We start from the raw sequence: 20,380 nt of genomic DNA on the forward strand, positions 1-20,380 counted from the left end.
GTACGACTTTCCCGCGGCTGATCACACCCCCGGTCGGACGCCGATGGGTCGTCTAGGGTGCCGGTTGTGCGTTACGGACTGACCCGACGGCGAGCCGTCGACCTCTGCCGCGTCGCCGCGGCGCTCTGTCTGCCGCACTGACCGGCGTCGACCGAAGCGCGTCCTCGGACGTGCGGCCCCGTGCGCAGTGACGCCCGCGGCCGATGCCCACGACATCCCTACTGGTCGAGTACCCGTTCTCGCAGGACTGCGGGGCACTCCCCTCTCGCGACGTCCACGAGAAACCCGGCCGGCCGAGTGGCGCCGGGCCCCAACACCGCGAAGGTGGTTTCACCACGATGAGCTACGGCTTGCAGGTCACACTCGAGGCCAAGGACGGCCGCCAGGAGGATCTGGCCCAGTTCCTCCGGGACAGCCTCACCCCGGTGTTGGGCGAGCCGGGCACGACCACCTGGTACTCCTACCGGATCACCGACTCGCTGTTCGGCATCTACGACACGTTCCCCGACGAGGCGGCACGTGACGCGCACCTGTCCGGCGAGGTCGCGACGGCGCTGCAGGGCGCTGCGGGCGAGTTCCTGGCCGGTCCGCCCACCGTCCGGAAGGTCGACATCATCGCTGCCAAGGCCGCCGGCTGACGCCGCACCACTGACCCCCCGACGGCATCGGAGTGACGACATGACCGACGAGCGGCCCGGCAAGGGCGACATCATCCTGAGTGCGTTCGACATGCACTGCGTGGTGCATCAGAACCCGGGGATGTGGCTCCTCCCCGGCGACCGGACCCACCAGTACACCGACATCGAGTACTGGGTCCAGCTCGCCCAGCTGCTCGAGGAGGCGGGCTTCGACGCCCTGTTCATCGCCGACGTGCTCGGCTTCTACGACATCTACGGCGGCAACCGCGACGCCGCACTGCGCACCGCGGCCCAGGCCCCGGTCGGTGACCCGCTGGTGACCATCCCGGCGATGTCGGCGGCGACCAAGCGGATCGGCTTCGGCGCCACGGTGTCGTTGACCTACGAGCTGCCCTACAAGTTCGCGAAGACGATGACCACGCTCGACCACCTCACCAAGGGCCGGGTCGCGTGGAACATCGTCACCTCCTACCAGCAGTCCGCGGCCGTCAACCTGGGTCTGGAGCGCCAGATCGAGCACGACGAGCGCTACGAGATGGCCGACGAGTTCATGGAGGTCTGCTACAAGCTCTGGGAGTCCTCCTGGGAGGAGGACGCGGTCGTCCGGGACCACCAGCGCGGGATCTACACCGATCCGGCGAAGGTCCACGACATCGCACACAAGGGCAAGTACTACTCGGTGCCCGGCGCACACCTGAGCGAGCCGTCGCCGCAGCGCACCCCGTTCCTGTTCCAGGCCGGGGCCTCGGCCCGTGGGCGGCGGTTCGCCTCCACGCACTCCGAGGCCGTCTTCCTGATCGGGGTCAATCCCCAGGACACCCGCACCCTGGTCGACCAGTACCGGATGATGGCCGCCGAACAGGGACGTGACCCGCGCAGCCTCAAGGTCCTGATCATGTTGACGCCCATCGTGGCGCCCACCGACGAGGAGGCGCAGGAGAAGCTCGCGCAGATCCAGGGCAGCGCCCAGGTCGACGCGGCCCTGGCCCTGTGGGGCGGGTGGACCGGGATCGACCTGCAGGGTGCCGACCCGGACGCGCCGCTGGAGCAGTTCCAGGGCGACGGGATCCGCGCGTTCAGCGACATGCTGACCCGGGTCGACAGCGAGCTGGTGTGGACGCCGCGGCGCCTGGCCGAGTGGCTGTGTGTCGGAGGGATGAGCGCGAGCGTCGTCGGCTCCCCACAGACCGTGGTCGACCACATGCAGGAGTGGATCGACGTCGCCGACGTCGACGGGTTCAACATCGCCCGGGTCACCAACTTCGGGACCTTCGAGGACTTCCGCGACCTGATCACGCCGGAGCTGCGCCGCCGCGGGATGATCCCGGAGGACCCCGACGCGGCCGGACACACGACGATCCGTTCGCGCCTGCTGGGCCGCGATCGCCTGCGCGACGACCATCCCGGTGCCGCGTTCCGCCCGGGGGCACCGGAGCGGGTGTCGCCGGCGCCACGGACGACGACCGAGGTGGGTACCGACGGCTCGGTCGAGACCGTGCCCCGCCGGGTCGGCCTGGTCGTGACGCTGCGGGCGAAGCCCGAGAAGCGCGAGGAGCTCGCCGACTGGCTGCGGGAGATGCAGGCCCACGCCCAGCAGGAGACCGGGACGACGACCTGGTACGCCTACCGCGTCGACGACGACACGTTCGGGATCTACGACACCTTCCCCGGCCAGCAGGACCGCGAGGCCCACATCCACGGCGAGATCGTGAAGTCCCTGCGGGTCCGTCAGCAGGAGCTGCTCGCCGAGCCGCCGAAGATCCGGCAGGTCGATCTGCTCGCGGTGAAGCAGACGAGCTCCGGCTAACGGGTTCGGCGCGGCCGGGCGGAGCGAGAGACCCGCCCGGCCACGGTGACACCGGAGCGGCCGGACGACTGCGACCCACGAGAGCCCGGGCCGAGCTACCCGAAACGGAGCGGGAGGCGCTTGAGGCCGAGGTGGTTGCCCCCCTCCAGGCTGCTCCACACGACATCGCCGTCGATGGCGAACGGGGGATGGTCTCGCAGCGAGTCCAGCAGGACACGCAGCTCGGTCCGGGCCAAGGTGGCACCGATGCACTGGTGGACGCCCCAACCGAATGCCAGGTGACCGCGGGTGTCTCGGTCAGGATCGAAGATCTCGGGATCGCTGAACCGCTCCGGATCCCGGTTCGCCGCGGCGAACGACAGCAGTACGCCGGCGCCGTCGGGAACGGTTGTTCCGGCGATGTCCACCTCCCGGGTGGTCCTGCGGGCGAAGTTCTGCGCCGGACTCCGCAGCCGCAGCATCTCCTCGATCAGCCGCGGCGCGAGCTCCGCGTCCGCGCGCAATCGATCCTGCTGCTCCGGGTGTGTCGCCAGCAGGTAGACCAGCGAACTCGCGGCATTCATCGTGGTCTCGTGCCCTGCCACCGCGAACGTGACGAGGATCCGGGCCCGCTCGTCGTCGTCGAGTGGGCGACCCTCGACCTCCGCGTCGAGCAGACTGGTGACGAAGTCGTCCGGACGCGTCGCTCGGTGCTCCTCGATCTCGACGAGCATCAGTTCGTGGACACCGCTGTGCGCCTCGCGGAAATCGACCTCGGTGATCACCCCCCACATCTGCTCGGTGAGCGCGCGGAGCCGGACAACGGTGGACTCGGCGAAACCGATCACCTCCGTGAGCACCTGCAGGGGTAACGGCAGCGCGACCTCGGCGACGAAGTCGCCGCCTCCCCGTTCCCGGAAATCGCCGACCAGCGAGCCGATCAGCCTCCCCAGGAAAGGTTGCAGATGCCGGACCCGCTCGGGAGTGACGGCCCGCATCATCACACCGCGGTAGGCCCGGTGCTCCGCTCCGTCGTAGTCGATCGGGATCGCGCACTGGGTCCCGTCGGTCGGAATCCGGTGTCCGGAGGCGGAGGAGAAGGTCCGTGGATCGCGGAGCGCGGACCGGACGTGGGCGTAGTCGGTGATCGTCCAGAACCCACCGCGGTCCGGCGAGTACCCGGCCGGGCCGTCCTCCCGCAGCTGCTCGTACACGTCCCAGATCCGCGGCTCGGTGAACTCCGGGTCGTAGGGATCGAAACCTGTCCGGCCGGATCCGCTCCCGCCGGCACTCGGCGTCGCCTGGGCAGGACACTGCTCGAGGGCCATTTCGCTCTCCTGTGAGTCGATCACGTACCACCTCCGTCGGCGGCTACACCTCGACCGTAAGCGCAGACGACACGGCGCGTCTACCATCTTGATCAGCAGAAACTCCTTGACTGCTGACTGCATCGATGAATAATCTACGATTCCGACACGGATCGACGCCCCGGGTCGGGCGCCGAGACACCAGCGCACGGACATCCGGTATCAGGACTCGCGGCGGACCCCGACGAGGAGATGGCGGATGCGCGCGGCGGCTGCGTCGGGCCCCGCGGGACCCTCCCCTGTGAGCAGGGCGTGGTAGATCGGGTCGAGCAACATCGACGTCACGACATCGAGATCCGAGTCGGCGGCGATGACCCCCTCGTCGACGGCGTCGGCCACGAGTGCGCGCACGGTACTCCGCGGGCCGGCGAGAAAGCGGTCGCGCACGGTCGCGAGCTGGGCCGGCCGCTGCTGACAATCCGCCAGCAGGCCCGCGAGAACCGGGCCCGCCGGTCCACCCACGTAACGAGCTTCGGCAACCACATAGGACAGGAGGCGGTCCAGCGCACTGCCATCGCCCGGTACCCCCGGGGGCGGCCCGTAGACCTCGCCGATCACGTCCAGCGCGACCTCGGCACGGTTGTTCCACCACCGGTAAACGGTCTTCTTGCTGACCCCGGAGAGCACGACGAGCGCGTCGACGGTGAGAGCGAAGTAGCCGCCCTGGTCGAAGAGCTGCGCCGAGGCAGCGACGACCCGGTCGTACACCTGCCTGCTCGGCCGTCGCACATCCGCCGGCCTCTGCGCCGAGAGTGCTGCCCGGACGTCCCGCGTCACGTCTCCCCCTCCGACGGACCACCGGAGCCTATCCCACCGGCCACCGTGCACTCGGTGGCGGTGAACCGTCGAACGCGAACCCGCAACCCAGATCGAGCAGTGGACAAGGAGGTCCCGCCCATGCCCGAATCCCTCCGCGAGACATCGAGACCTGCAGGGCCCGGAGAGCAACGGCGGCAGCGGAAGAACCTGCTGGGCGTTGCCCTCGGTAATGCACTCGAGTGGTTCGACTGGACGATCTACGCCGTCCTGGCCCCCTTCTTCGCTCAACAGATCTTCAACCCGGCCGATCCGGCGGCCGCACTGCTGGCCTCGCTGGGGGTGTTCGCGGTCGGCTTCGTCATCCGCCCGATCGGCGCCGTCTTCTTCGGCTGGCTCGCCGATCGCCGGGGCCGGAAGATCTCCCTCATCGTGGCCATCTCATGCGCCTCGGTCGGCATGGCGATGATCGCGGTCGTCCCGACGTTCGAGCAGGTCGGCGTATGGGCTGCAGTGATCGTGCTGCTCGCCCGGCTCCTGCAGGGGGCCGCTCACACCGGTGAGGTGGCGGCCGCCTACGCCTACGTGGCGGAGGTCGCCCCGCAGCACCGTCGAGGGCTCTGGGCGAGCTCGATCTTCACCTCCGGAACGGCCGCGATCGTCATAGCGTCGGCGCTCGGTGCCCTGCTCAGCAGCGCACTGCCCGACGGTGCGATGTACGAGTGGGGTTGGCGGATCCCCTTCGCCATCGGCGCCGTGGCAGGCCTGTTCACGCTCGTCCTGCGGAGAAACATGAGTGAGAGCGATGCCTTCACCTCGATGGCCGAGTCGAAGCCCGACGGTGCAGCACCGAGCTTGCTGGGCGGTTTGCGCGCGAATTGGAAGGGCGGGCTTCGGGTCTTCATCCTGGGCGGAGCGGTCGGCGTCTTCTACTACACATGGGCGATCGGGGCATCGACCTGGAGCATCAGCGCCGGAGGGCTCGAACCGGAGGCCGCCCTGTGGGCGAGCGTCGGTGCATTCACGGTGGGGCCTGCTCGCGCTTCCGTGTGCGGGATGGCTGTCGGACCGGATCGGTCGCCGGCCGGTCGTGCTCATCTTCGGGGTATCCGCGGCGGTGCTGTCCTGGCCGCTGTTCGATCTCGCCACGTCGGGGTCGGTCTGGGGGTTCTGGCTGGCGATGTCGACAGCTCTCGTCGTCTTCGCGTTCCTCGGGTCGGTCTATCCCGCCGTACTCGCCGAGTACTTCCCGACCGGGGTTCGGGCCTCGGGGATCGTCCTTCCCTACTCCCTTGCCGCGGTCGTCTTCGCGGGAACGGCGCCCTATCTACAGCAGTGGCTGCACGTCGCGGGTTGGGATCAGGCCTTCGTCGCTTACGTCGCCGTCATGTCGCTCCTGGCGGTCGTCGTTCTCTACTCGGCCCCGGAGACGAAGGGGAAGGACCTGCACCGATGACCCCGGGAACCAGCCGGTCCACAGCCGGATCACAACTCCGTCGTTGCGCTCGGCGACGTCCGGGCGGGGATCGCCCGTACAGCAGGGACGCGACGGCACTCGCGTCCGGATGGGGAGCGGAGGCTTCATGACACGGCACGACCAGGCAGGACACGGCGATGTCGCGCTCGCCGGGAACGCACTGGACCTCGAGGTGTCGGCGCTCCGGCGGCTCACACCCGATGTCCTCGAACTCGAGCTCGTCGATCCCGACGGCCGTGACCTTCCGGCGTGGGAGGCGGGGGCGCACGTCGACGTGGAGCTCGGCAACGGGATGATCCGGCAGTACTCACTGTGCGGAGACCCGGCGCATCGGGCGAGCTACCGGATCGCAGTGCTGCGAGAACCGAACGGGCGTGGTGGGTCGGAGTACCTGCATGACACCGTGCGTACCGGCAGCCGGGTCCGGGCCGTGGGCCTGCGGAACACCTTCGAGCTGGCGGATCCTTCTGCCCGGAGCGTTCTGGTGGCCGGTGGCATCGGGGTCACCCCGATCCTGTCCATGGTGCAGGCGCTGCGGGCGCGCGACACCGGCTGGGTCCTGCATTACGGCGGGCGCTCCCGGGAGAACATGACCTTCGCCGAGGAGCTGGCCGGCCTCGGCGGTGATGTCCACCTGTACCCGCAGGACGAGGTCGGGCTGCTGCCGCTCGCCGAGATCGTGGAGCAGGCCCGTACCGACGACGTCTCGATCTACGCCTGCGGCCCGGCTCCGATGCTGGACCTGCTCCGGTCCCTCACCGACCACGCCGGAGGTGTTGAGCTGCACCTGGAGCGATTCACCGGCGCGTCGGTGATCACCCCGACGACAGGCTTCACGGTCCACCTCACCCGAAGTCGGCTGTCGATGGACGTGGCACCCGATTCGTCGCTGCTCGACGTACTCGAAGAGCACGGCATCGACATCCTCTCCTCCTGCCGCAGCGGGGTCTGCGGCACGTGTGAGGTCAAGGTCGTCTCCGGTACGCCGGACCACCGGGACGACATCCTCAACGACGCCGAACGCGCCGAAGGGCAGGTCATGATGCCCTGCGTTTCCCGGGCGACATCGAATCACCTCACCCTCGATCTCTGACCGACCACGCCCGAAAGGACAAGCAGATGGACCACCGGATCGACGACGATCGCCAGACTCCGGGTTGGCTGCGCGATCTCACCGTCGCGCAGCTGGACGACCACACCGACGAGGTGTTCGGGCGACTGCGCCGGGAGGCGCCGGTCGCCTGGGTCCCGGCACTGGGTGCGTGGCTGGTCAGCAGCTGGGCACTGTGTCGCGAGGTGGCGGCGAACGCCGAGGACTTCCCCGGCGGTACCGACGCGATGGAAGCACGACTGTTCGGCCTCCCGCTCATCCTGGGGGCCGAGGGTGAGACCCACGCCGACCTCCGTCTTGCGGCGGGAGGCCAGTTCCAGCCACGGGTGTTCAAGGACCGGCTGGAGGAGCGGATCCGGCCACTGGCACGTGAGCAGTGCACGAGGCTCGCCTCGGCCACCGGTGGCGAACTGATGCACGACTACTTCGAACCGGTCAGTGTCCTCAGCGTTGCCGACGCACTCGGGTTCCGGGATCTCGACGCGGCCACCCTCCAGCGCTGGTTCCACACCCTCGCCGCGGGGGCCGCGAACACCACCGACCCGAACGGCGATTTCCTGGACCCGCACGGCTTCGACGACGCGGACCTCGTACGCGAGGAGGTTCGCGCCTATCTGACCGCGCTGCACACGCAGGAACGGCGGATCCCGACGGACGGTCCGGTCGCGCAGTTCTTCCGCGCCGGTGTCCCGGAGGGGAAGATGCGAGATGTCGAGTACCTCCTGCCGACGACTCTGGTTCTGTTCCTGGGCGGATTGCAGGAGCCCGGTCACGCGTGTGGGGCGACTTTCCTCGGGTTGAGCACCCGTCCGGAACAACTGCACCGTGTGGTCGAGAACCCGGCGCTCCTGGGGAAGGCGATCGCCGAGGGGCTGCGGTGGATGAGCCCGCTCTACGGTGGAGCCTCCCGCACCGCCGCCCGTGACCTCCTGCTCGGCGGGGCCGCGGTCAGAGCTGGTGATCACCTCTGGCTCGTCTACGGTTCCGCGAACGTCGACGAGACCGAGTTCGACGACGGCACCGTCTACGACCTCGACCGGGCGCGGCATCCGAACCTGGCGTTCGGGACCGGGCGGCACAGCTGCGTGGGTAGTGCCTACGCACCCCAGGTCGCCCGCATAGCCCTCGAGGAACTCTTCCGAGCCTTCCCCGACATTCGACTGGACCCCGACCGCCCGCCGACGCCGTCGGGCTGGCTGTTTCGAGGGGCTCGCGAGCTTCACGCGACGTGGGCCTGACGAGCGACAGCAGGATCTCCGGGCCTACCAACGTCACCGATATACACCACCCCCACCGGCTCAGGTGACACCCGCCGAACGGGCACTGGATTCGGGTCGAGAGGTGTCACTGCACAACAGGAGCAGAGCGACGGCGCCGAGCCAGAGGGTGGCCGGCCACAGAACCAGTCGCTCGAGGAGTCCGCTCATCTCCGGCAGGCCACCGCCCAGGAAGACGACGGTGGCCACAGCCGCGACGAGAGCGAGACCGATCCCGGACGTGACGCCGACGGGGTTCGGCCGCGGCAATGCCGGCGCCGTGACGAACAGCGCGACCGGTTGTGCCACGGCGACGGGGTTGGACACGAGCAGATGGAGGTCGACCGACACGTCGAGCGGCACCAGGCCGGTCCCGATCGAACCCAGCCCGGTGACGATCCACAGCCCGACCGCGACCGCGCCGAGCCGGCCGGCCCGGAGGACCGGGCGGGCGAGCACCACTCCGGCGATCATGAGAACCCCGAAGATCACGAAAGCGCCGTTCATCACCGCGTGCCACGGGGAGCAGACGGCCAGCACACCACCAGGGTGGACGTACTCGGCGCAGGTCACCGCGCCCAGCTCGCTGATGGTGTTCTCCACCAGGCTGTACGGCACCCGCACCGTGCTCACCACGAACAGTTCCAGCGGCAGGTAGAGCACCTGCAACGCGAGCAGAACGAGCCCGATACGTGTGCGGACGTCCCCACGGCTCATCAGCGGCCCGGGCTCGCGCCCGATCGAGTAGGAGCTCACCGCACCACGGTCGCCGCCCCCGGCGTGGCCGTCGTCTGTCTTTCGAACGATCGACCCGGTTGCGGTACACCCGACGGGGCCGCTCACGGGCCGAGGACGAACCCGAACTCGGCGGCCCTCACCGAGACCTGCGACGTCGGCACGGCGAACCGGTCGCTTCTGCCCCTGCCATCGCGTCCAGGTCGGGAGCCGGCGCAGCCCAGCGCTCAGCTCCGGACTCCGCGGTCGATCGCAGCGGTCATGGCGCGGGCAACGGTCTCGACGGGCGAGTCCGACACCTTCGCCATCAGCAACATGCCCTGCATCGTCGCCATGACGCTGCGCGCCAGGTCATCCGGGTCCACGCCGTCGGCGAGCAGACCGACCTCGGCCGCGTCCAGACAGTGTTCGTGGATCCGGGCCTCCCACGTCTGCAGGGCCTGAGCCGCCCGCCGACCGGCGGCTCCCGGAGTCGTCGCCAGCTCCACCGCCAGGCTCCCCAGCGGACACCCCACCGGCCGGCCGAACGACCGGCGGAGCCCCTCGTGCGCGATCCGGGTCACCTCGGGGGTCGCCCGCAGCTTGTTGACCGGTCCCCTCGCAGCCCGCTCCTGCTCGTCCAGCAGTGTCCACAGTGCCGCCTCGTGGTGCTCGACGACCGCGACAGCCACAGCGTCCTTCGACGGGAAGAAGTGGTAGAAGCTCCCCTTCCTGGCCTGCGCCCGCTCGCAGATGTCGCCGACTCCGACGGCGTGGAAGCTCCGGGCGAGGAAGAGGTACGCCGCAGCCCGGATGATGCGCTCGCGGGTCGGCACGACCGTCGCGCCGGGACGGCCGTCTTCCTGCACGGGCTCCGGTCCGTCAGACATCGTCAAGCCACTCCGCGATGGCGGCCGTGATCTCGCGCGGCGAGTCCTCCTGTAGGAAGTGACTGCCCCGCACACTCACCTCGCGCTGGTTCGGCCAGGTCCGACAGAGCTGCCGCATCCGGCCGGTCAGGATGGCGCCCGGCTCCGCCGAGACGAGGAGCTTCGGGATCGGCGACCCGGCCAGCCATGCGGAGTACGCGGCGACGATCTCGACGACGTCGCCGGGCCGGCCGTCCAGCGGCACCTCCCTCGGCCACGTCAGCGTGGGCCGACGATCCTCACCGGGGTTCGCGAACGGGCGCCGGTACTCGGCCATCTCCTCCTCGGTCAGCTCCCGGAGGATCGAGCGAGGCAGGATCTTCTCGACGAAGACGTTGTGCTCCAGCACCATGCTCTCCCCGTCGGCCGAGCGGAGTGCCTCGAAGACGGTGCGGGGCGGCCATTCCTGCATCGTCATCGGACACACCAGGGACTCCATGTGCACGATCCCGCGGACCCGCTCGGCGTTGCGTCGTGCCCAGTCGAAGCCCAGGGCCGATCCCCAGTCGTGCACCACCAGGACGACGTCGCGTTCGACACCGAGCAGCGACAGCATCTCGTCGAGATGGGCCCGGTGCTCGACGAAGCGGTACGACCCCGGACCGGGGTCCGGGAGCTTCTCCGAGTCGCCCATCCCGATAAGGTCGGGGACGATGCACCGCCCGCGGGACGCCAGCCCGGGTGCGATGTCACGCCACAGGAACGACGACGTCGGGTTCCCGTGCAGGAAGACGATCGGGCTCCCCTCGCCCAGCTCGACGTAGGCCATCCGGTGACCGAGCACCTGCAGGTACTTCTTGGACCACGCGGACACAACTCGATTCACGTCGAAACCTCCCGAGCAGGGCATTCGAACTACTTGACCGAACGGTCAATATCTCTTGGTCGATCGGTCAAGTGATCGACTCGGGCCGCTGTCCGCCGTAGCTCTCGAGCCCGGAGCGCAGGACCGGAGGGACGACGGCACACGGCTCGCCGACGTCGGGGCAGCGCCGAGGGTCGGGGTGGGCATCCGGACCGACGCGATGATCGAGTGCGAGAGGCAGCCAGGCCGATACCCTCGGAAAATGCGCGACCTCGACGATCTTGCACATCGGATCGAGAAGTTCACGGACGCCCGTGACTGGGGCCGGTTCCACACACCGAGAGGGCTCGCACTCGCGCTCGCAGGCGAGGTCGGAGAGCTCGCGGCCGAGCTCCAGTGGAAGACCGACAGCGAGCTGGCCGCCGGCATCAGCGACGATCTGCGATCCCGTCTCTCGGACGAGGTGGCGGATGTCCTGATCTACTTGATCCGCTTCAGCCAGGTCTGTGGCATCGATCCGGTGGAGCAGGCCCACGCCAAGGTCACGCGGAACGAGGACCGGTACCCCGTTGCCCACTCCAAGGGCAGCGCCGCGAAGTACACCGAGCTGCCACGGACATAGGCCGCCGCCGGCGACCGAAAAACACTGCCAGCAGCGGAGCAAAGCCAACGGCCGGCAGTAGCTGCTTACGATGACGCAGTGAGATGTCGAGGCACCTCGAAATCCCACTCGACATTATCACCGTCAGGGTTTAAAAGTCGACATCAGCCACTCGATAGTACGCGCAGGACCCACGAACAAGACCGCCAGGACCGCCAATATGGCCCCGTAGCTCTTCCCGAAGAGCGCAAGCGCACGCGAGTTCAAAATCAGCCCGAGACGACGAACAATTCGATCACCTGCGGTATGCGGAAAAGACTGGTAGTTACTGCCAATATCAAGATCTTCGACCACCCGAGACGACGATCCGACCGGGTCAGAACTAACGGCTACGTACAGCATTCCGCGAATCAGGTTCAAGAATCGAGGCTCACTGTACTCCCGAGCATCCCCGCTTGCCATCTGAACCAACTCGCCTGAAATTCTACGCGAGTTTGCGTAGAACACTTCAGCAGAGCCAGTCGGAAACCGTGAAGAAACTGACTCGACACTCCGCAGGAAGAGCCGAGAGAGCACAATTACCGCCCTATTCCTCCCGGAAGGCCACTGGGCTCCACGGAAGGAAATATCACGCCCACCTTCCAGGTACCCGTCCAGGCCATCTCTCAGCTTCTCCGCCCCAGAGTAGATCAACCCGTACTGCGGAATCGACAAAAAGCGGGCAGCAAGTGCACCGAAAAGGAGACACGCAAGAATAGACGTAGCCAGTACGACCTCGGGAGCCAGAACCTCCAGATCTGCAGTCACAGACACGGTGCGGATATCGATCGGAGCCACGAGAATGGACCCGAGTGTCCCCATAACAATAGCCGCTACCATAGCCAGGAGTTTCGATATTACGTACGCAACCCGCTCCTTGAAATCCACACTCTCTTCCAGGTTCGACCATGGACCAACCCCATCACACAAGCCATGGCCTCTGATCCAGAATTTATATCGATACCTGAAGACTACTACGACGACAATCGTAGACAGAAGGGTGTACGAAGCGAGCGACACCGCCAGAAAGAGGGGTGGCAATACCGCGACCGAGACACCACCCCACAGAAGGGCCCGCGAGATGAGCACCAGCGCACCAGTTGTCAGAGCAACCCTCAAGACGACGTCCCCGAAGGCTCGCAAATATCTCTTCAACGTCGCCCCGAGGGTGACACTGCGACCACTCTGTCTGCGATCAGGAAGCATGGACTGAATGACGAAACACTTTGCCGAATTGAAGATTGCGGCAGCGAAGATCAAACCGACAGTCAACGAGGCGGCCAACGCCAGCAGGGCATCAATTAATGCAGCTATTGTGAGTAGCATCGAGCCAGAACCTCCCGCACCAGTCGAACACTCGCCCGAGAATACACGCCCCAACGGGCGCGACCAGCCCAAAGCCTATCGGTCGAGACACATACTCCCGGTCGAGCTGAAGCCCGTCGGGCGACATTGATGAATTCCGTCAAGACGACGAGCGAGTTCTCGACGTTCACCGAGACGAAACCACCGAAGAGATCGTCATCAAAGGACCACGGTTAGTACTGCAACGGCGTTTTGTCAGGCTGGTGGGCGTTGGCCGCGGCGGCGGTAGTGGCAGGTCCGGGCCTGGTGCTGGCGTCGTCGGCGCCAGGTGGACCAGGCGAGTGTGCTGGCCAGGCAGGCGGCTGGGGTGAGGATGAGGGTGGCGAGCAGACGCCGTATCTCGTTGCCGCTCAGCGGGATCAGCCCGGTCCGCTCGGCTGGAGATCCCCCTTTTCGGCCTCCTGTGCGCGGGTGACGGACAGGTAGGCGGCGGCGAGCATGGCCAGTGTGATGTGGGCGTACCAGGCTCGGTAGGAGCGGACTTGGTAGTGGTCGAGGCCTGCTTCGTTCTTGGAGGTCTGGAAGCATTCCTCGATCGCCCAGCGTGCGCCGGCGACGCGGACCAGCTCGCGCAGCGGCGTGGCCGCGGGGGCGGCGCAGCGGTAGAACGCCAGCTCCCGGGTGGTCTTGCCCTGCCCGGGTTCGGTCTGGCGGCGCACGAGCAGCCAGTGCCCCCACCCGTGGGGCAGGCCGGCCGGGTCGAGGGCGACGGTGGTCCAGTCATAGATCCGCTCTCCGTGCGCACCCGCGCCGACCTGGCGCCGTTCCCACCCGCTGCGGCCGGTGTCGGGGTCGCGGGCGCCGGCGATCGTGGCGAGGACCTTGGCCTGGCGGCGATGCCCGTCCGGGCTGGTCAGGACGTCGTCGTTGCGAGTGGCCAGCACGAACGGAATCTCCCGGTCGGCCAGCCAGGTGCGGAAGGTCGGATTCTGTCCGTAGATCTCGTCGGCGGTCACCCACGAGCGGGGTGTGAGGGCCCCGCAGGCGTGGGCGCGGGCGAGCATCGCCAGCCCGAGCTGGGGCTTCGTGGCGAACCCGACCTCATCGGGCACGTCAGCTCTGGCGCAGCGGTCCCGGTCCTCGGTCCACGAGGTCGGCAGGTAGAGCTCGCGGTCGATCAACGCCCGCCCCTTCGAGCTGGCATAGGCCAGGAACACCCCGAGCTGACAGTTGTCGACCTTGCCGCTGGTACCGGTGTACTGGCGTTGCACTCCCGCCGAACGCAGGCCCTTCTTGATGAACCCGGTCTCGTCGACCACGAACACCTCACTTGCGGGGTCGCCGAGGGCGTCGAGGACGTAGTCGCGCACGTCGTCGCGGACCCCGTCGACGTCCCAGTCAGCGATGCGCAGCATCCGCTGCGTCCCGTCCGGCGAGACCGCCCCCGCATGCTCGGCCAGAGTCCACCCGTTCTTGCGCTCCAACCCGGCCAGCAGGCCGCGCACATACGCCCCGGCCCGCGCGCGGGGCTCACGACGGAAGAACCGCGGCCCGATCGACGCGATGACCTGGTCCAACGCCGCTACCCATCCAGCAAGATCCACCACCCGGCGATCATCACCGCCGAACCCGGATCAGCCTCTCACGACACGTCGAAACGCCGTTGCAGTATTAGGCGTCTCGATCAACGGGCCGATGGAGCACCACTCCATGTCAAACAGGTCGTCGATGAGCGGTCGAAACGGCAGCACGTCCCAGCTGAACATGTTTCCCCGCCCGCTCCGCGGCAAGCGCCATCTCGTGCGCGGTCGCCTCAGCCAGGTCGAGCTTGTCGAAGTAGGCAGCAAGCCCGCACATACGATTTTCCGGACGGGCCCGCCCGCGCGGTCACCGGAGCCGACGCACATCGGTTGCCCGGGCGACCGGACGCCGCACTCGTCGGCGATCGGCCACCGCCGACGCAGGCTGTCGACTCGGCCGGCGGAGCGCCTGCCGAGTCCGCCGCTCACCGCTACGACTCGACGGGCGCCGTACCGGCGCCGGCGCGCTCGAGCTGCGCGAGCCGTACGCCGAGCACCGTGGCCAGGCGGTCGTCGCTGTCGTCCCACCGCAGGTCGTACCGGTCCTGCAGTCGTCGTAGCCGGCTGTCGACGGTGGCCCGGTGCAGATGGTGATCCTGGGCGAGGGCCGCGACGTCGCCGTCGCGCTCGAGGAACCGGCGCAGCAGCGCCAGGTCGGTGGTCGACTCCCGCTCGGTCAGACGCCGCACCCGCGGATCGACCGAGTCCCGCGCGTCTCGCGGGTCGAGCGTGAGCAGAGCCCGCCAGGCACCCAGGTCCGCCCAGACCCCCACCCGCTCGGTGGTGGCCTCCGACCGCGCCCACCGCCACGCCCGCACCGCCTGCCGGTGCGAACGGGCCACCTCGATCAGGTCGGCGACGACGTCGCCCATCCCGGCCACGAGGACCGGTCGACCGAGCCCCGGCACACCGCGCCCGGAAGCCGCAGCGCCACCGGCCGCCGATGTCGACGCAGGCCCGGTCGCTGTCACAGCGGCGGCCAGCGCCGCACTCCGGCCGGGGACGCCGTCACCGAGCAGGGCTACCACCCGCCCGGCGAGCTCGGTCCACACCACGTCATGGCCGAGCAACCGGTTCCAGTAGCCGGCCGGAACGTCGCGCAGCGGCCGGTCGGCGCCGATGACGACCGCGCGGACCGGTGGCTGGAGGGAGGCGGTACTGCTCTGCTCCAGGGCGTCGGCGGCTACGTGACGTTCCTCCTCGTCGGCGCTGAGCAGCCCGCCGACGGCGGCCCGGACGCGGTCGCGGGCGAGGCGGTGGAGCTCGACCTGCGTGGCCACCGCCGCGAACGACGCGGCGAAGGCCGCCAGATCCGCCGCGGCGACGCGCCGGCCGGGATCGACGAGGTAGACGTAGGCGACGGCGGTGCCGCGCACCTGCAGCGGAGCGACGATCCGCTCGTAGAGACCCAGCTCCGCGGCGGCCGGGATCCGGACGATGCCGTCGGCTCGCCGGGCGGCATCGTTGACGTGGCGCACCACCGCCCGGCTGACGTCCGTGTCGACGTCGTGGACCAACAGGACTCGCCGCCGTACCGGGTCGGCGAGCTCGGGAGGCTGGTCCGAGAAGGCGAGTACCCGGTCCCGGGCGTCGAGCAGCGTGGCCGGGGTGCCGAAGGTGTGGAACAGGTCGTCGACCAGCTCCTGGAACAGGTGGTCCACCGGCGCCACTCCTCACTCGCCGAGCCCGTCGGACGACGATTGTCGCCGGATCGGGACGCCAAGCGCTACAGCCGTAGCTCGGCTGCGACGGGCGTGGCTCCTTAGCGTTCGAGCCCCACCCCACCCAGCCCGGAGGACGCCGTGGCCCACACCCCCCGCCCCACCCCGTCGCCCACCACCCGGGCGGACGGGCCACGTCTCAACGGGCTGGCTGCCGCCCTGCACGAGCAACGGTTCCCCATCGGGTCCTGGGTCCAGGTGGGCGACTTCGAGGAGGCGCGGCGGGTGGGTGACTCCACCGCCGACTTCGTCATCGTCGACATGGAGCACCTCGGGTTCTCGTTCCCCGAGCTGGAACAGACCTTGCAGTGGTTGCTCAGCAGGCGCACCGCCGGGCGCACCCCGGCCGCAGCCACACCCATCGTGCGCATCCCGTCCGAGGGTGCGGAGTTCAGCTCCTGGATGGCCAAGCAGGTACTCGACCAGGGCGCGTTCGGGCTCGTCGTGCCGCATGTCACCGCGCCCGCCCACATCCGGGCCGCCGTCCGTTCGATGCGCTACCCGGCCGCCGCCGGCAGCGCCGATACCGGCGGCGCCCGCAGCGCCCTGCCGGCCCGAGCGATGCGCTATTGGGGTCTGACCGACGTCGGCGAGTACTTCACCCGCGCGGATCTGTGGCCTGCGGTGCCCGGCGGCGAGCTCGCCCTGCTCGCGCTGGCGGAGAGCCGCGACGCCTGGGATGCCGTCGACGACCTGCTGGCCGTGCCCGGGCTCGGCGCACTGCTCTGGGGCCCCGGCGACGGATCGGTGAGCCTCGGGCTGCGCGACTGGGACATCGACCACCCGGACCTGCGTCCCTACCGGAGGAAGGTCGTCGCGGCGGGACACGCCGCCGGTGTCGCGGTCGGCGCGGCCGGATCCGCCGACCCGTTCTCCGCCGTCGACGAGGGGTTCGACTTCCTCGCCCTGCCGGCGTGGGACGAGGACCTGGCCCGACGGCTGCGCGAGCACGCGGCCGCCCGCTGAACCACCCCCTGAACCACCCCCGCTGAAACACGCTGCCCAGCCGCCCCTCTCGTCCCTGCGCGTTCGCGCGGGACGGACAACGACGTCGACCACCGCGCCGCGCGGGGTCGAGGAGGTTCCCGTGAGCACATCGAACGGCGTCGACCCCGGTTCCCCGACACCCCCGACACCTCCGGCTCCCCCGGGTCCGGTCAGCCGGCTCGACCGCATCCCCGCCGGCCGCCACCACGTCGTGTGGGTCATCGTCCTCGGAGCCGCCTACCTGGTGGAGAACTTCGACAACGTCGTCTTCGCCTACCTCGCCCCCGCCGTCCGCGCCGAGTGGGGCCTCACCCTCGGCCAGGTCGGGGCCATCACCTCCGCGGTGTTCCTCGGCATGCTGGTCGGCGCCGTGTTCGGTGGCCGGCTGTCGGACCGCGTCGGCCGACGCACGGTGCTGATCGGCAGCTCGGTGTTCTACTCGCTGGCATCGCTGCTCTCGGCGGTCGCTCCGAACTACGAGGTGTTGCTCGTCGGACGCGTGCTGACCGGGGTCGGCGTGCAGGCGGCCACCGGAGTGCTCATGGTCTACCTCAGTGAGATGTTCCCCCGGCTCTCCCGCGGGCGGTTCTTCACCGTCATGACGTTCTGCGGATCGGTGGCCGCCCCGCTCGCGGCGGTACTGGCCGCGGCGATCGCGCCGCAGGGGCCGGGCGCTTGGCGGTGGGTGTTCGTCATGGGCGCCGCCGGTCTGGTCATCGCGGTGGTGGTCGCCGCCGTGCTGCCGGAGACCGTGCGGTGGCTGGTGGCCAACGGTCGCACCGAGCAGGCGGAGGCGGTCGTGGACCGGCTGGAGCGGGCAGCCCGGACCCCGCTGCCCCCGGCCGGACCCGAGCCGACAGCCGTGCCGGTGGGCAGTGTCCGCGACCTGCTCGACCCGATCTACCGGCATCGTCTGATCGTGCTCGGCGGGTCGTTCGCGCTGCTCATCTTCTGTCTCTACGGCTTCCTGTCCTGGTTCCCCACGGTGCTCGCCGACCGTGGCGGCCAGACCGAGGTGCCGAGCGCGGCCGTGCTGATCGCCGCCGCGCCGCTCGTCGCGCCGCTGCTGCTGTTCCTCGTCGCCGACCGCATCGAGCGGCGCTCGGCCCTCCTGATCGCCGGAACCGTGTCCGGCGGCGCCCTGATCGCCTTCGGCTACACGACCGACCCGGTGCTGACCGTCGTGACCGGGGTGCTCGTGGGTGTCGGGCTGTCCTGGGCGAGCACCAGCTTCTACACCTACATCCCCGAGGTGTTCCCCACCGAGGTCCGCGGGGTCGGCGCCGGCTGCGTCAACGGCGTCGGCCGGGTCGCCGGGGTGGTGTCCGGGCTGACCGTCGCAGCGCTCTACGGCGCGTGGGGTCCCGGCCCGCTCTATCTGCTGCTCGGCCTGGGCCTCGTCGCCATGGGCGGCCTCGTCGCCCTGTTCGGCCCCCGCACCACCCGACGGTCGCTGGAGACCATCTCCACGCAGGACACCGCCGACCGCCCGGCCGCACACACCTGAACCCCACCGATCCACCAGGAGGACACCATGGACAAGCTCGTCATCGAGGTCGCCGCCAACGAGTACGAACCGCGGGAGGACAACCCGCACGTTCCGTTCACCCCCGACGAGCTGGGCGCCGACGCCGCGGCGTGCCGCGCGGCCGGAGCCGCGATCTACCACTTCCATCCGCGCACCGCCGACGGTGCACCCGACCTGGACTACGACACCCTGCGTGCGGGGGTGTCGCTGGTACGGGCCGCCTCCGACGTTCTCGTGCACACCTCGCTGAGCGCCAACCGGCAGGGCAGCGACCCCGGTGTGCGACTGGACCCGATGCGGCGACTGTCCGCCGACGAGCTGACGCCCGACTTCGCGCCGTTGGACATGGGCAGCAGCAACATGGATCTGCTGACCCGCGACGGCCGGGACTTCGCGACCACGGACGCGGTGTACGTCAACTCCACCGGTACCCTGCGCTACCTCGCCGTGGGGATGCGCGAACTCGGAATCATCCCGAACCTGACCGTCTGGAACGCCGGCCAGCTGCGTCTGATCGAGATCCTGCACGGTATGGGGCACCTCGACGCGCCGGCGTGGATGCACCTGGCCCTGTCCGAGGGCCGCGTGTTCAGCAACCACCCCGGCACCCGCGCCGGTCTGGACGCCTACCTGATGCTGCTGCCGACCGGCCTGCCGCTGCACTGGGCCGCCCGCCTGGTCGGGGCCAGTGTGCTCGATCTCCTCCCGCACGTGCTGGAGCACGGCGGCCACGTCGTCGTCGGCCTGGGCGACTACCACCACGCCGGAAGTGGGCGCCCGACCAACGCCGAGCTGGTCGAGCAGGTCGCGGCCATGGCCCGCGCAGCCGGACGCGAGATCGCCACGCCCCAGGAGGCGAGGACCATGCTGGGCGTTCGCGGCCGCACCAGCACGCCCACGGCATGACCACGCCGTGACCCCGGTATGACCCGGTATGCCAACTGACCGTTTCCGCGCCGGGCCATCGGGCCCGGCGCGGCACCCGACTACCCGTCCGGCGAGCGCCGGAGAGGTGAGTCGATCGGCTCGACCTCGACCCCGGAGCCGTGCATGATGGTCGAATGAGTGACCGAGCATCGGGAGCTTCGCCGAACCTGTCGCACTACCATCGGCAGCTGGCCGCCGAGAAGCGCAGCGCGCTCCTCGGCGCCGCCACCCGGCTGTTCCTGGCCCAGGGCTACAGCGGCACGTCGCTGGCCAAGGTGGCCGTCGAGGCAGGCGTCTCACGCTCGACGCTGTTCAAGCAGTTCCCGACCAAGGCCGAGCTGTTCGACGCCATGGTCACCGCCACCTGGAGCGTCGACGACGGCGCCGAGCCGCCGGACAGCGGCGACCTCCGCGCAGGCCTGCGGGTCCTCGGCACCCGCTACGCCGACCTGCTCTGTCGCCCCGACATGGTCGACCTGTACCGCATCGTCATCGCCGAGACGCCACGGTTCCCGGAGCTCAGCCGCGCCTACTTCGACGTCGGGAAGATGCCGTACTACGCCTCGGTCCGCGACTACCTGAAGACCGAGCACGACGCGGGCACCGCCGCCATCGACGATGCCGACACGGCCTGTACGCACTTTCTCGGCATGATCTCGAACTTCGTGCTCTGGCCGAGGTTGCTGCTCGTCGACTGGGATCCTGAGCCCGCCGCGATCCGGCACACCGTCGACGAGGCCGTCGAGACCATGGTCGCCCGCTACGGGCGCACCTGGGCCCGGCCGTAGCGGCGAGCTCGTCGCCGGTGGTCGCCGGTGGTCGCAGAAGCCGGAGGAACCAACCACATCGCCGA

General features: G+C 69.2%; 19 protein-coding genes and 1 pseudogene. 12 read left to right on the top strand and 8 right to left on the bottom strand.

All coding sequences use genetic code 11. The annotated features are described in order from the left end of the window. The first annotated feature begins 66 nt into the window (after positions 1-66). The 3 genes from Pdca_RS38080 to Pdca_RS25015 all read left to right on the top strand — a co-directional run bounded on the left by Pdca_RS38080 (position 67) and on the right by Pdca_RS25015 (position 2,445). Positions 67-141, top strand: coding sequence for a putative leader peptide (locus tag Pdca_RS38080; protein ID WP_408635073.1), 75 nt, complete (start codon positions 67-69; stop codon positions 139-141). Between the two features lie 197 nt (positions 142-338). Continuing rightward, on the top strand, positions 339-638 hold the full coding sequence (locus tag Pdca_RS25010; protein WP_085915908.1) for a putative quinol monooxygenase: 300 nt from the start codon (positions 339-341) through the stop codon (positions 636-638). Positions 639-678: 40 nt separating this feature from the next. Next, entirely contained in the window at positions 679-2,445 is a 1,767-nt protein-coding gene (locus Pdca_RS25015; RefSeq protein ID WP_085915909.1) for an LLM class flavin-dependent oxidoreductase, read from the top strand. Between the two features lie 95 nt (positions 2,446-2,540). Here the strand turns inward: Pdca_RS25015 and Pdca_RS25020 are convergent, their stop codons facing one another. Both Pdca_RS25020 and Pdca_RS25025 read right to left on the bottom strand, forming a co-directional pair. Next, on the bottom strand, positions 2,541-3,776 hold the full coding sequence (locus Pdca_RS25020; protein WP_158092315.1) for a cytochrome P450: 1,236 nt from the start codon (positions 3,774-3,776) through the stop codon (positions 2,541-2,543). 177 nt (positions 3,777-3,953) lie between these two features. Beyond that, positions 3,954-4,499, bottom strand: a complete 546-nt coding sequence (locus tag Pdca_RS25025; protein ID WP_125911546.1) for a TetR/AcrR family transcriptional regulator — start codon at positions 4,497-4,499, stop codon at positions 3,954-3,956. A gap of 189 nt (positions 4,500-4,688) precedes the next feature. Between Pdca_RS25025 and Pdca_RS38085 the strand changes: the two are divergent. The 4 genes and pseudogenes from Pdca_RS38085 to Pdca_RS25040 form a co-directional block, all read left to right on the top strand. Then, a pseudogene (locus Pdca_RS38085) lies at positions 4,689-5,516 on the top strand (MFS transporter); the annotation flags it as partial. Between the two features lie 46 nt (positions 5,517-5,562). Further along, positions 5,563-6,003, top strand: a complete 441-nt coding sequence (locus tag Pdca_RS35775; protein ID WP_158092316.1) for an MFS transporter — start codon at positions 5,563-5,565, stop codon at positions 6,001-6,003. 127 nt (positions 6,004-6,130) lie between these two features. Then, positions 6,131-7,117 (top strand): PDR/VanB family oxidoreductase, encoded by a 987-nt coding sequence (locus tag Pdca_RS25035; RefSeq protein WP_085915913.1) that lies wholly within the window; start codon positions 6,131-6,133, stop codon positions 7,115-7,117. A 26-nt stretch (positions 7,118-7,143) separates the two neighbouring features. Then, positions 7,144-8,373 carry a cytochrome P450 gene (locus Pdca_RS25040; protein WP_085915914.1) on the top strand — a complete coding sequence of 410 codons (1,230 nt, stop codon included), beginning with the start codon at positions 7,144-7,146 and terminating at the stop codon, positions 8,371-8,373. A gap of 60 nt (positions 8,374-8,433) precedes the next feature. On the opposite strand, the gene Pdca_RS25045 is transcribed toward Pdca_RS25040, so the two are convergent. The 3 genes from Pdca_RS25045 to Pdca_RS25055 form a co-directional block, all read right to left on the bottom strand. Beyond that, on the bottom strand, positions 8,434-9,147 hold the full coding sequence (locus tag Pdca_RS25045) for a DUF998 domain-containing protein (protein ID WP_085915915.1): 714 nt from the start codon (positions 9,145-9,147) through the stop codon (positions 8,434-8,436). A 206-nt stretch (positions 9,148-9,353) separates the two neighbouring features. Continuing rightward, the gene (locus Pdca_RS25050; RefSeq protein WP_085915916.1) at positions 9,354-9,995 is read right to left on the bottom strand and encodes a TetR/AcrR family transcriptional regulator; all 642 of its coding nucleotides are present in this window, start codon (positions 9,993-9,995) and stop codon (positions 9,354-9,356) included. Beyond that, positions 9,988-10,860 (bottom strand): haloalkane dehalogenase, encoded by an 873-nt coding sequence (locus tag Pdca_RS25055; RefSeq protein ID WP_218031430.1) that lies wholly within the window; start codon positions 10,858-10,860, stop codon positions 9,988-9,990. The genes Pdca_RS25050 and Pdca_RS25055 overlap by 8 nt, the downstream gene beginning before the upstream one ends. A gap of 241 nt (positions 10,861-11,101) precedes the next feature. On the opposite strand from Pdca_RS25055, the gene Pdca_RS25060 reads away from it, so the two are divergent. Continuing rightward, on the top strand, positions 11,102-11,461 hold the full coding sequence (locus Pdca_RS25060) for a nucleotide pyrophosphohydrolase (protein WP_085915918.1): 360 nt from the start codon (positions 11,102-11,104) through the stop codon (positions 11,459-11,461). 123 nt (positions 11,462-11,584) lie between these two features. Here Pdca_RS25060 and Pdca_RS25065 read toward each other — a convergent pair whose 3' ends face one another. The 3 genes from Pdca_RS25065 to Pdca_RS25075 form a co-directional block, all read right to left on the bottom strand. After that, positions 11,585-12,805, bottom strand: coding sequence for a hypothetical protein (locus tag Pdca_RS25065; RefSeq protein ID WP_125911548.1), 1,221 nt, complete (start codon positions 12,803-12,805; stop codon positions 11,585-11,587). Between the two features lie 398 nt (positions 12,806-13,203). Continuing rightward, positions 13,204-14,391, bottom strand: coding sequence for an IS701 family transposase (locus tag Pdca_RS25070; RefSeq protein WP_408635018.1), 1,188 nt, complete (start codon positions 14,389-14,391; stop codon positions 13,204-13,206). Positions 14,392-14,795: 404 nt separating this feature from the next. Then, positions 14,796-16,025, bottom strand: coding sequence for a helix-turn-helix domain-containing protein (locus tag Pdca_RS25075; protein ID WP_085916288.1), 1,230 nt, complete (start codon positions 16,023-16,025; stop codon positions 14,796-14,798). Positions 16,026-16,166: 141 nt separating this feature from the next. On the opposite strand from Pdca_RS25075, the gene Pdca_RS25080 reads away from it, so the two are divergent. The 4 genes from Pdca_RS25080 (at position 16,167) to Pdca_RS25095 (ending at position 20,315) form a co-directional block, all read left to right on the top strand. Next, complete coding sequence (locus Pdca_RS25080; RefSeq protein ID WP_085916287.1) at positions 16,167-17,051, top strand: aldolase/citrate lyase family protein; 885 nt, start codon at positions 16,167-16,169, stop codon at positions 17,049-17,051. Between the two features lie 121 nt (positions 17,052-17,172). Continuing rightward, positions 17,173-18,579 carry an MFS transporter gene (locus Pdca_RS25085; RefSeq protein WP_158092337.1) on the top strand — a complete coding sequence of 469 codons (1,407 nt, stop codon included), beginning with the start codon at positions 17,173-17,175 and terminating at the stop codon, positions 18,577-18,579. 27 nt (positions 18,580-18,606) lie between these two features. Further along, complete coding sequence (locus tag Pdca_RS25090) at positions 18,607-19,506, top strand: beta-keto acid cleavage family enzyme (protein WP_085916285.1); 900 nt, start codon at positions 18,607-18,609, stop codon at positions 19,504-19,506. 155 nt (positions 19,507-19,661) lie between these two features. Continuing rightward, entirely contained in the window at positions 19,662-20,315 is a 654-nt protein-coding gene (locus tag Pdca_RS25095; protein WP_085916284.1) for a TetR/AcrR family transcriptional regulator, read from the top strand. Positions 20,316-20,380 lie beyond the last annotated feature (65 nt).

The sequence above is a fragment of the Pseudonocardia autotrophica genome, from assembly GCF_003945385.1.
Classification (GTDB): Bacteria; Actinomycetota; Actinomycetes; order Mycobacteriales; family Pseudonocardiaceae; genus Pseudonocardia; species Pseudonocardia autotrophica.

Bases quoted from the DNA above. Each gene is read 5' to 3' on its own strand.
- Pdca_RS25010 (WP_085915908.1), top strand. From the start codon at position 339: ATGAGCTACGGCTTGCAGGTCACACTCGAGGCCAAGGACGGCCGCCAG.
- Pdca_RS25015 (WP_085915909.1), top strand. From the start codon at position 679: ATGACCGACGAGCGGCCCGGCAAGGGCGACATCATCCTGAGTGCGTTC.
- Pdca_RS25035 (WP_085915913.1), top strand. From the start codon at position 6,131: ATGACACGGCACGACCAGGCAGGACACGGCGATGTCGCGCTCGCCGGG.
- Pdca_RS25040 (WP_085915914.1), top strand. From the start codon at position 7,144: ATGGACCACCGGATCGACGACGATCGCCAGACTCCGGGTTGGCTGCGC.
- Pdca_RS25050 (WP_085915916.1), bottom strand. From the start codon at position 9,995: ATGTCTGACGGACCGGAGCCCGTGCAGGAAGACGGCCGTCCCGGCGCG.
- Pdca_RS25060 (WP_085915918.1), top strand. From the start codon at position 11,102: ATGCGCGACCTCGACGATCTTGCACATCGGATCGAGAAGTTCACGGAC.
- Pdca_RS25065 (WP_125911548.1), bottom strand. From the start codon at position 12,805: ATGCTACTCACAATAGCTGCATTAATTGATGCCCTGCTGGCGTTGGCC.
- Pdca_RS25090 (WP_085916285.1), top strand. From the start codon at position 18,607: ATGGACAAGCTCGTCATCGAGGTCGCCGCCAACGAGTACGAACCGCGG.
- Pdca_RS25095 (WP_085916284.1), top strand. From the start codon at position 19,662: ATGAGTGACCGAGCATCGGGAGCTTCGCCGAACCTGTCGCACTACCAT.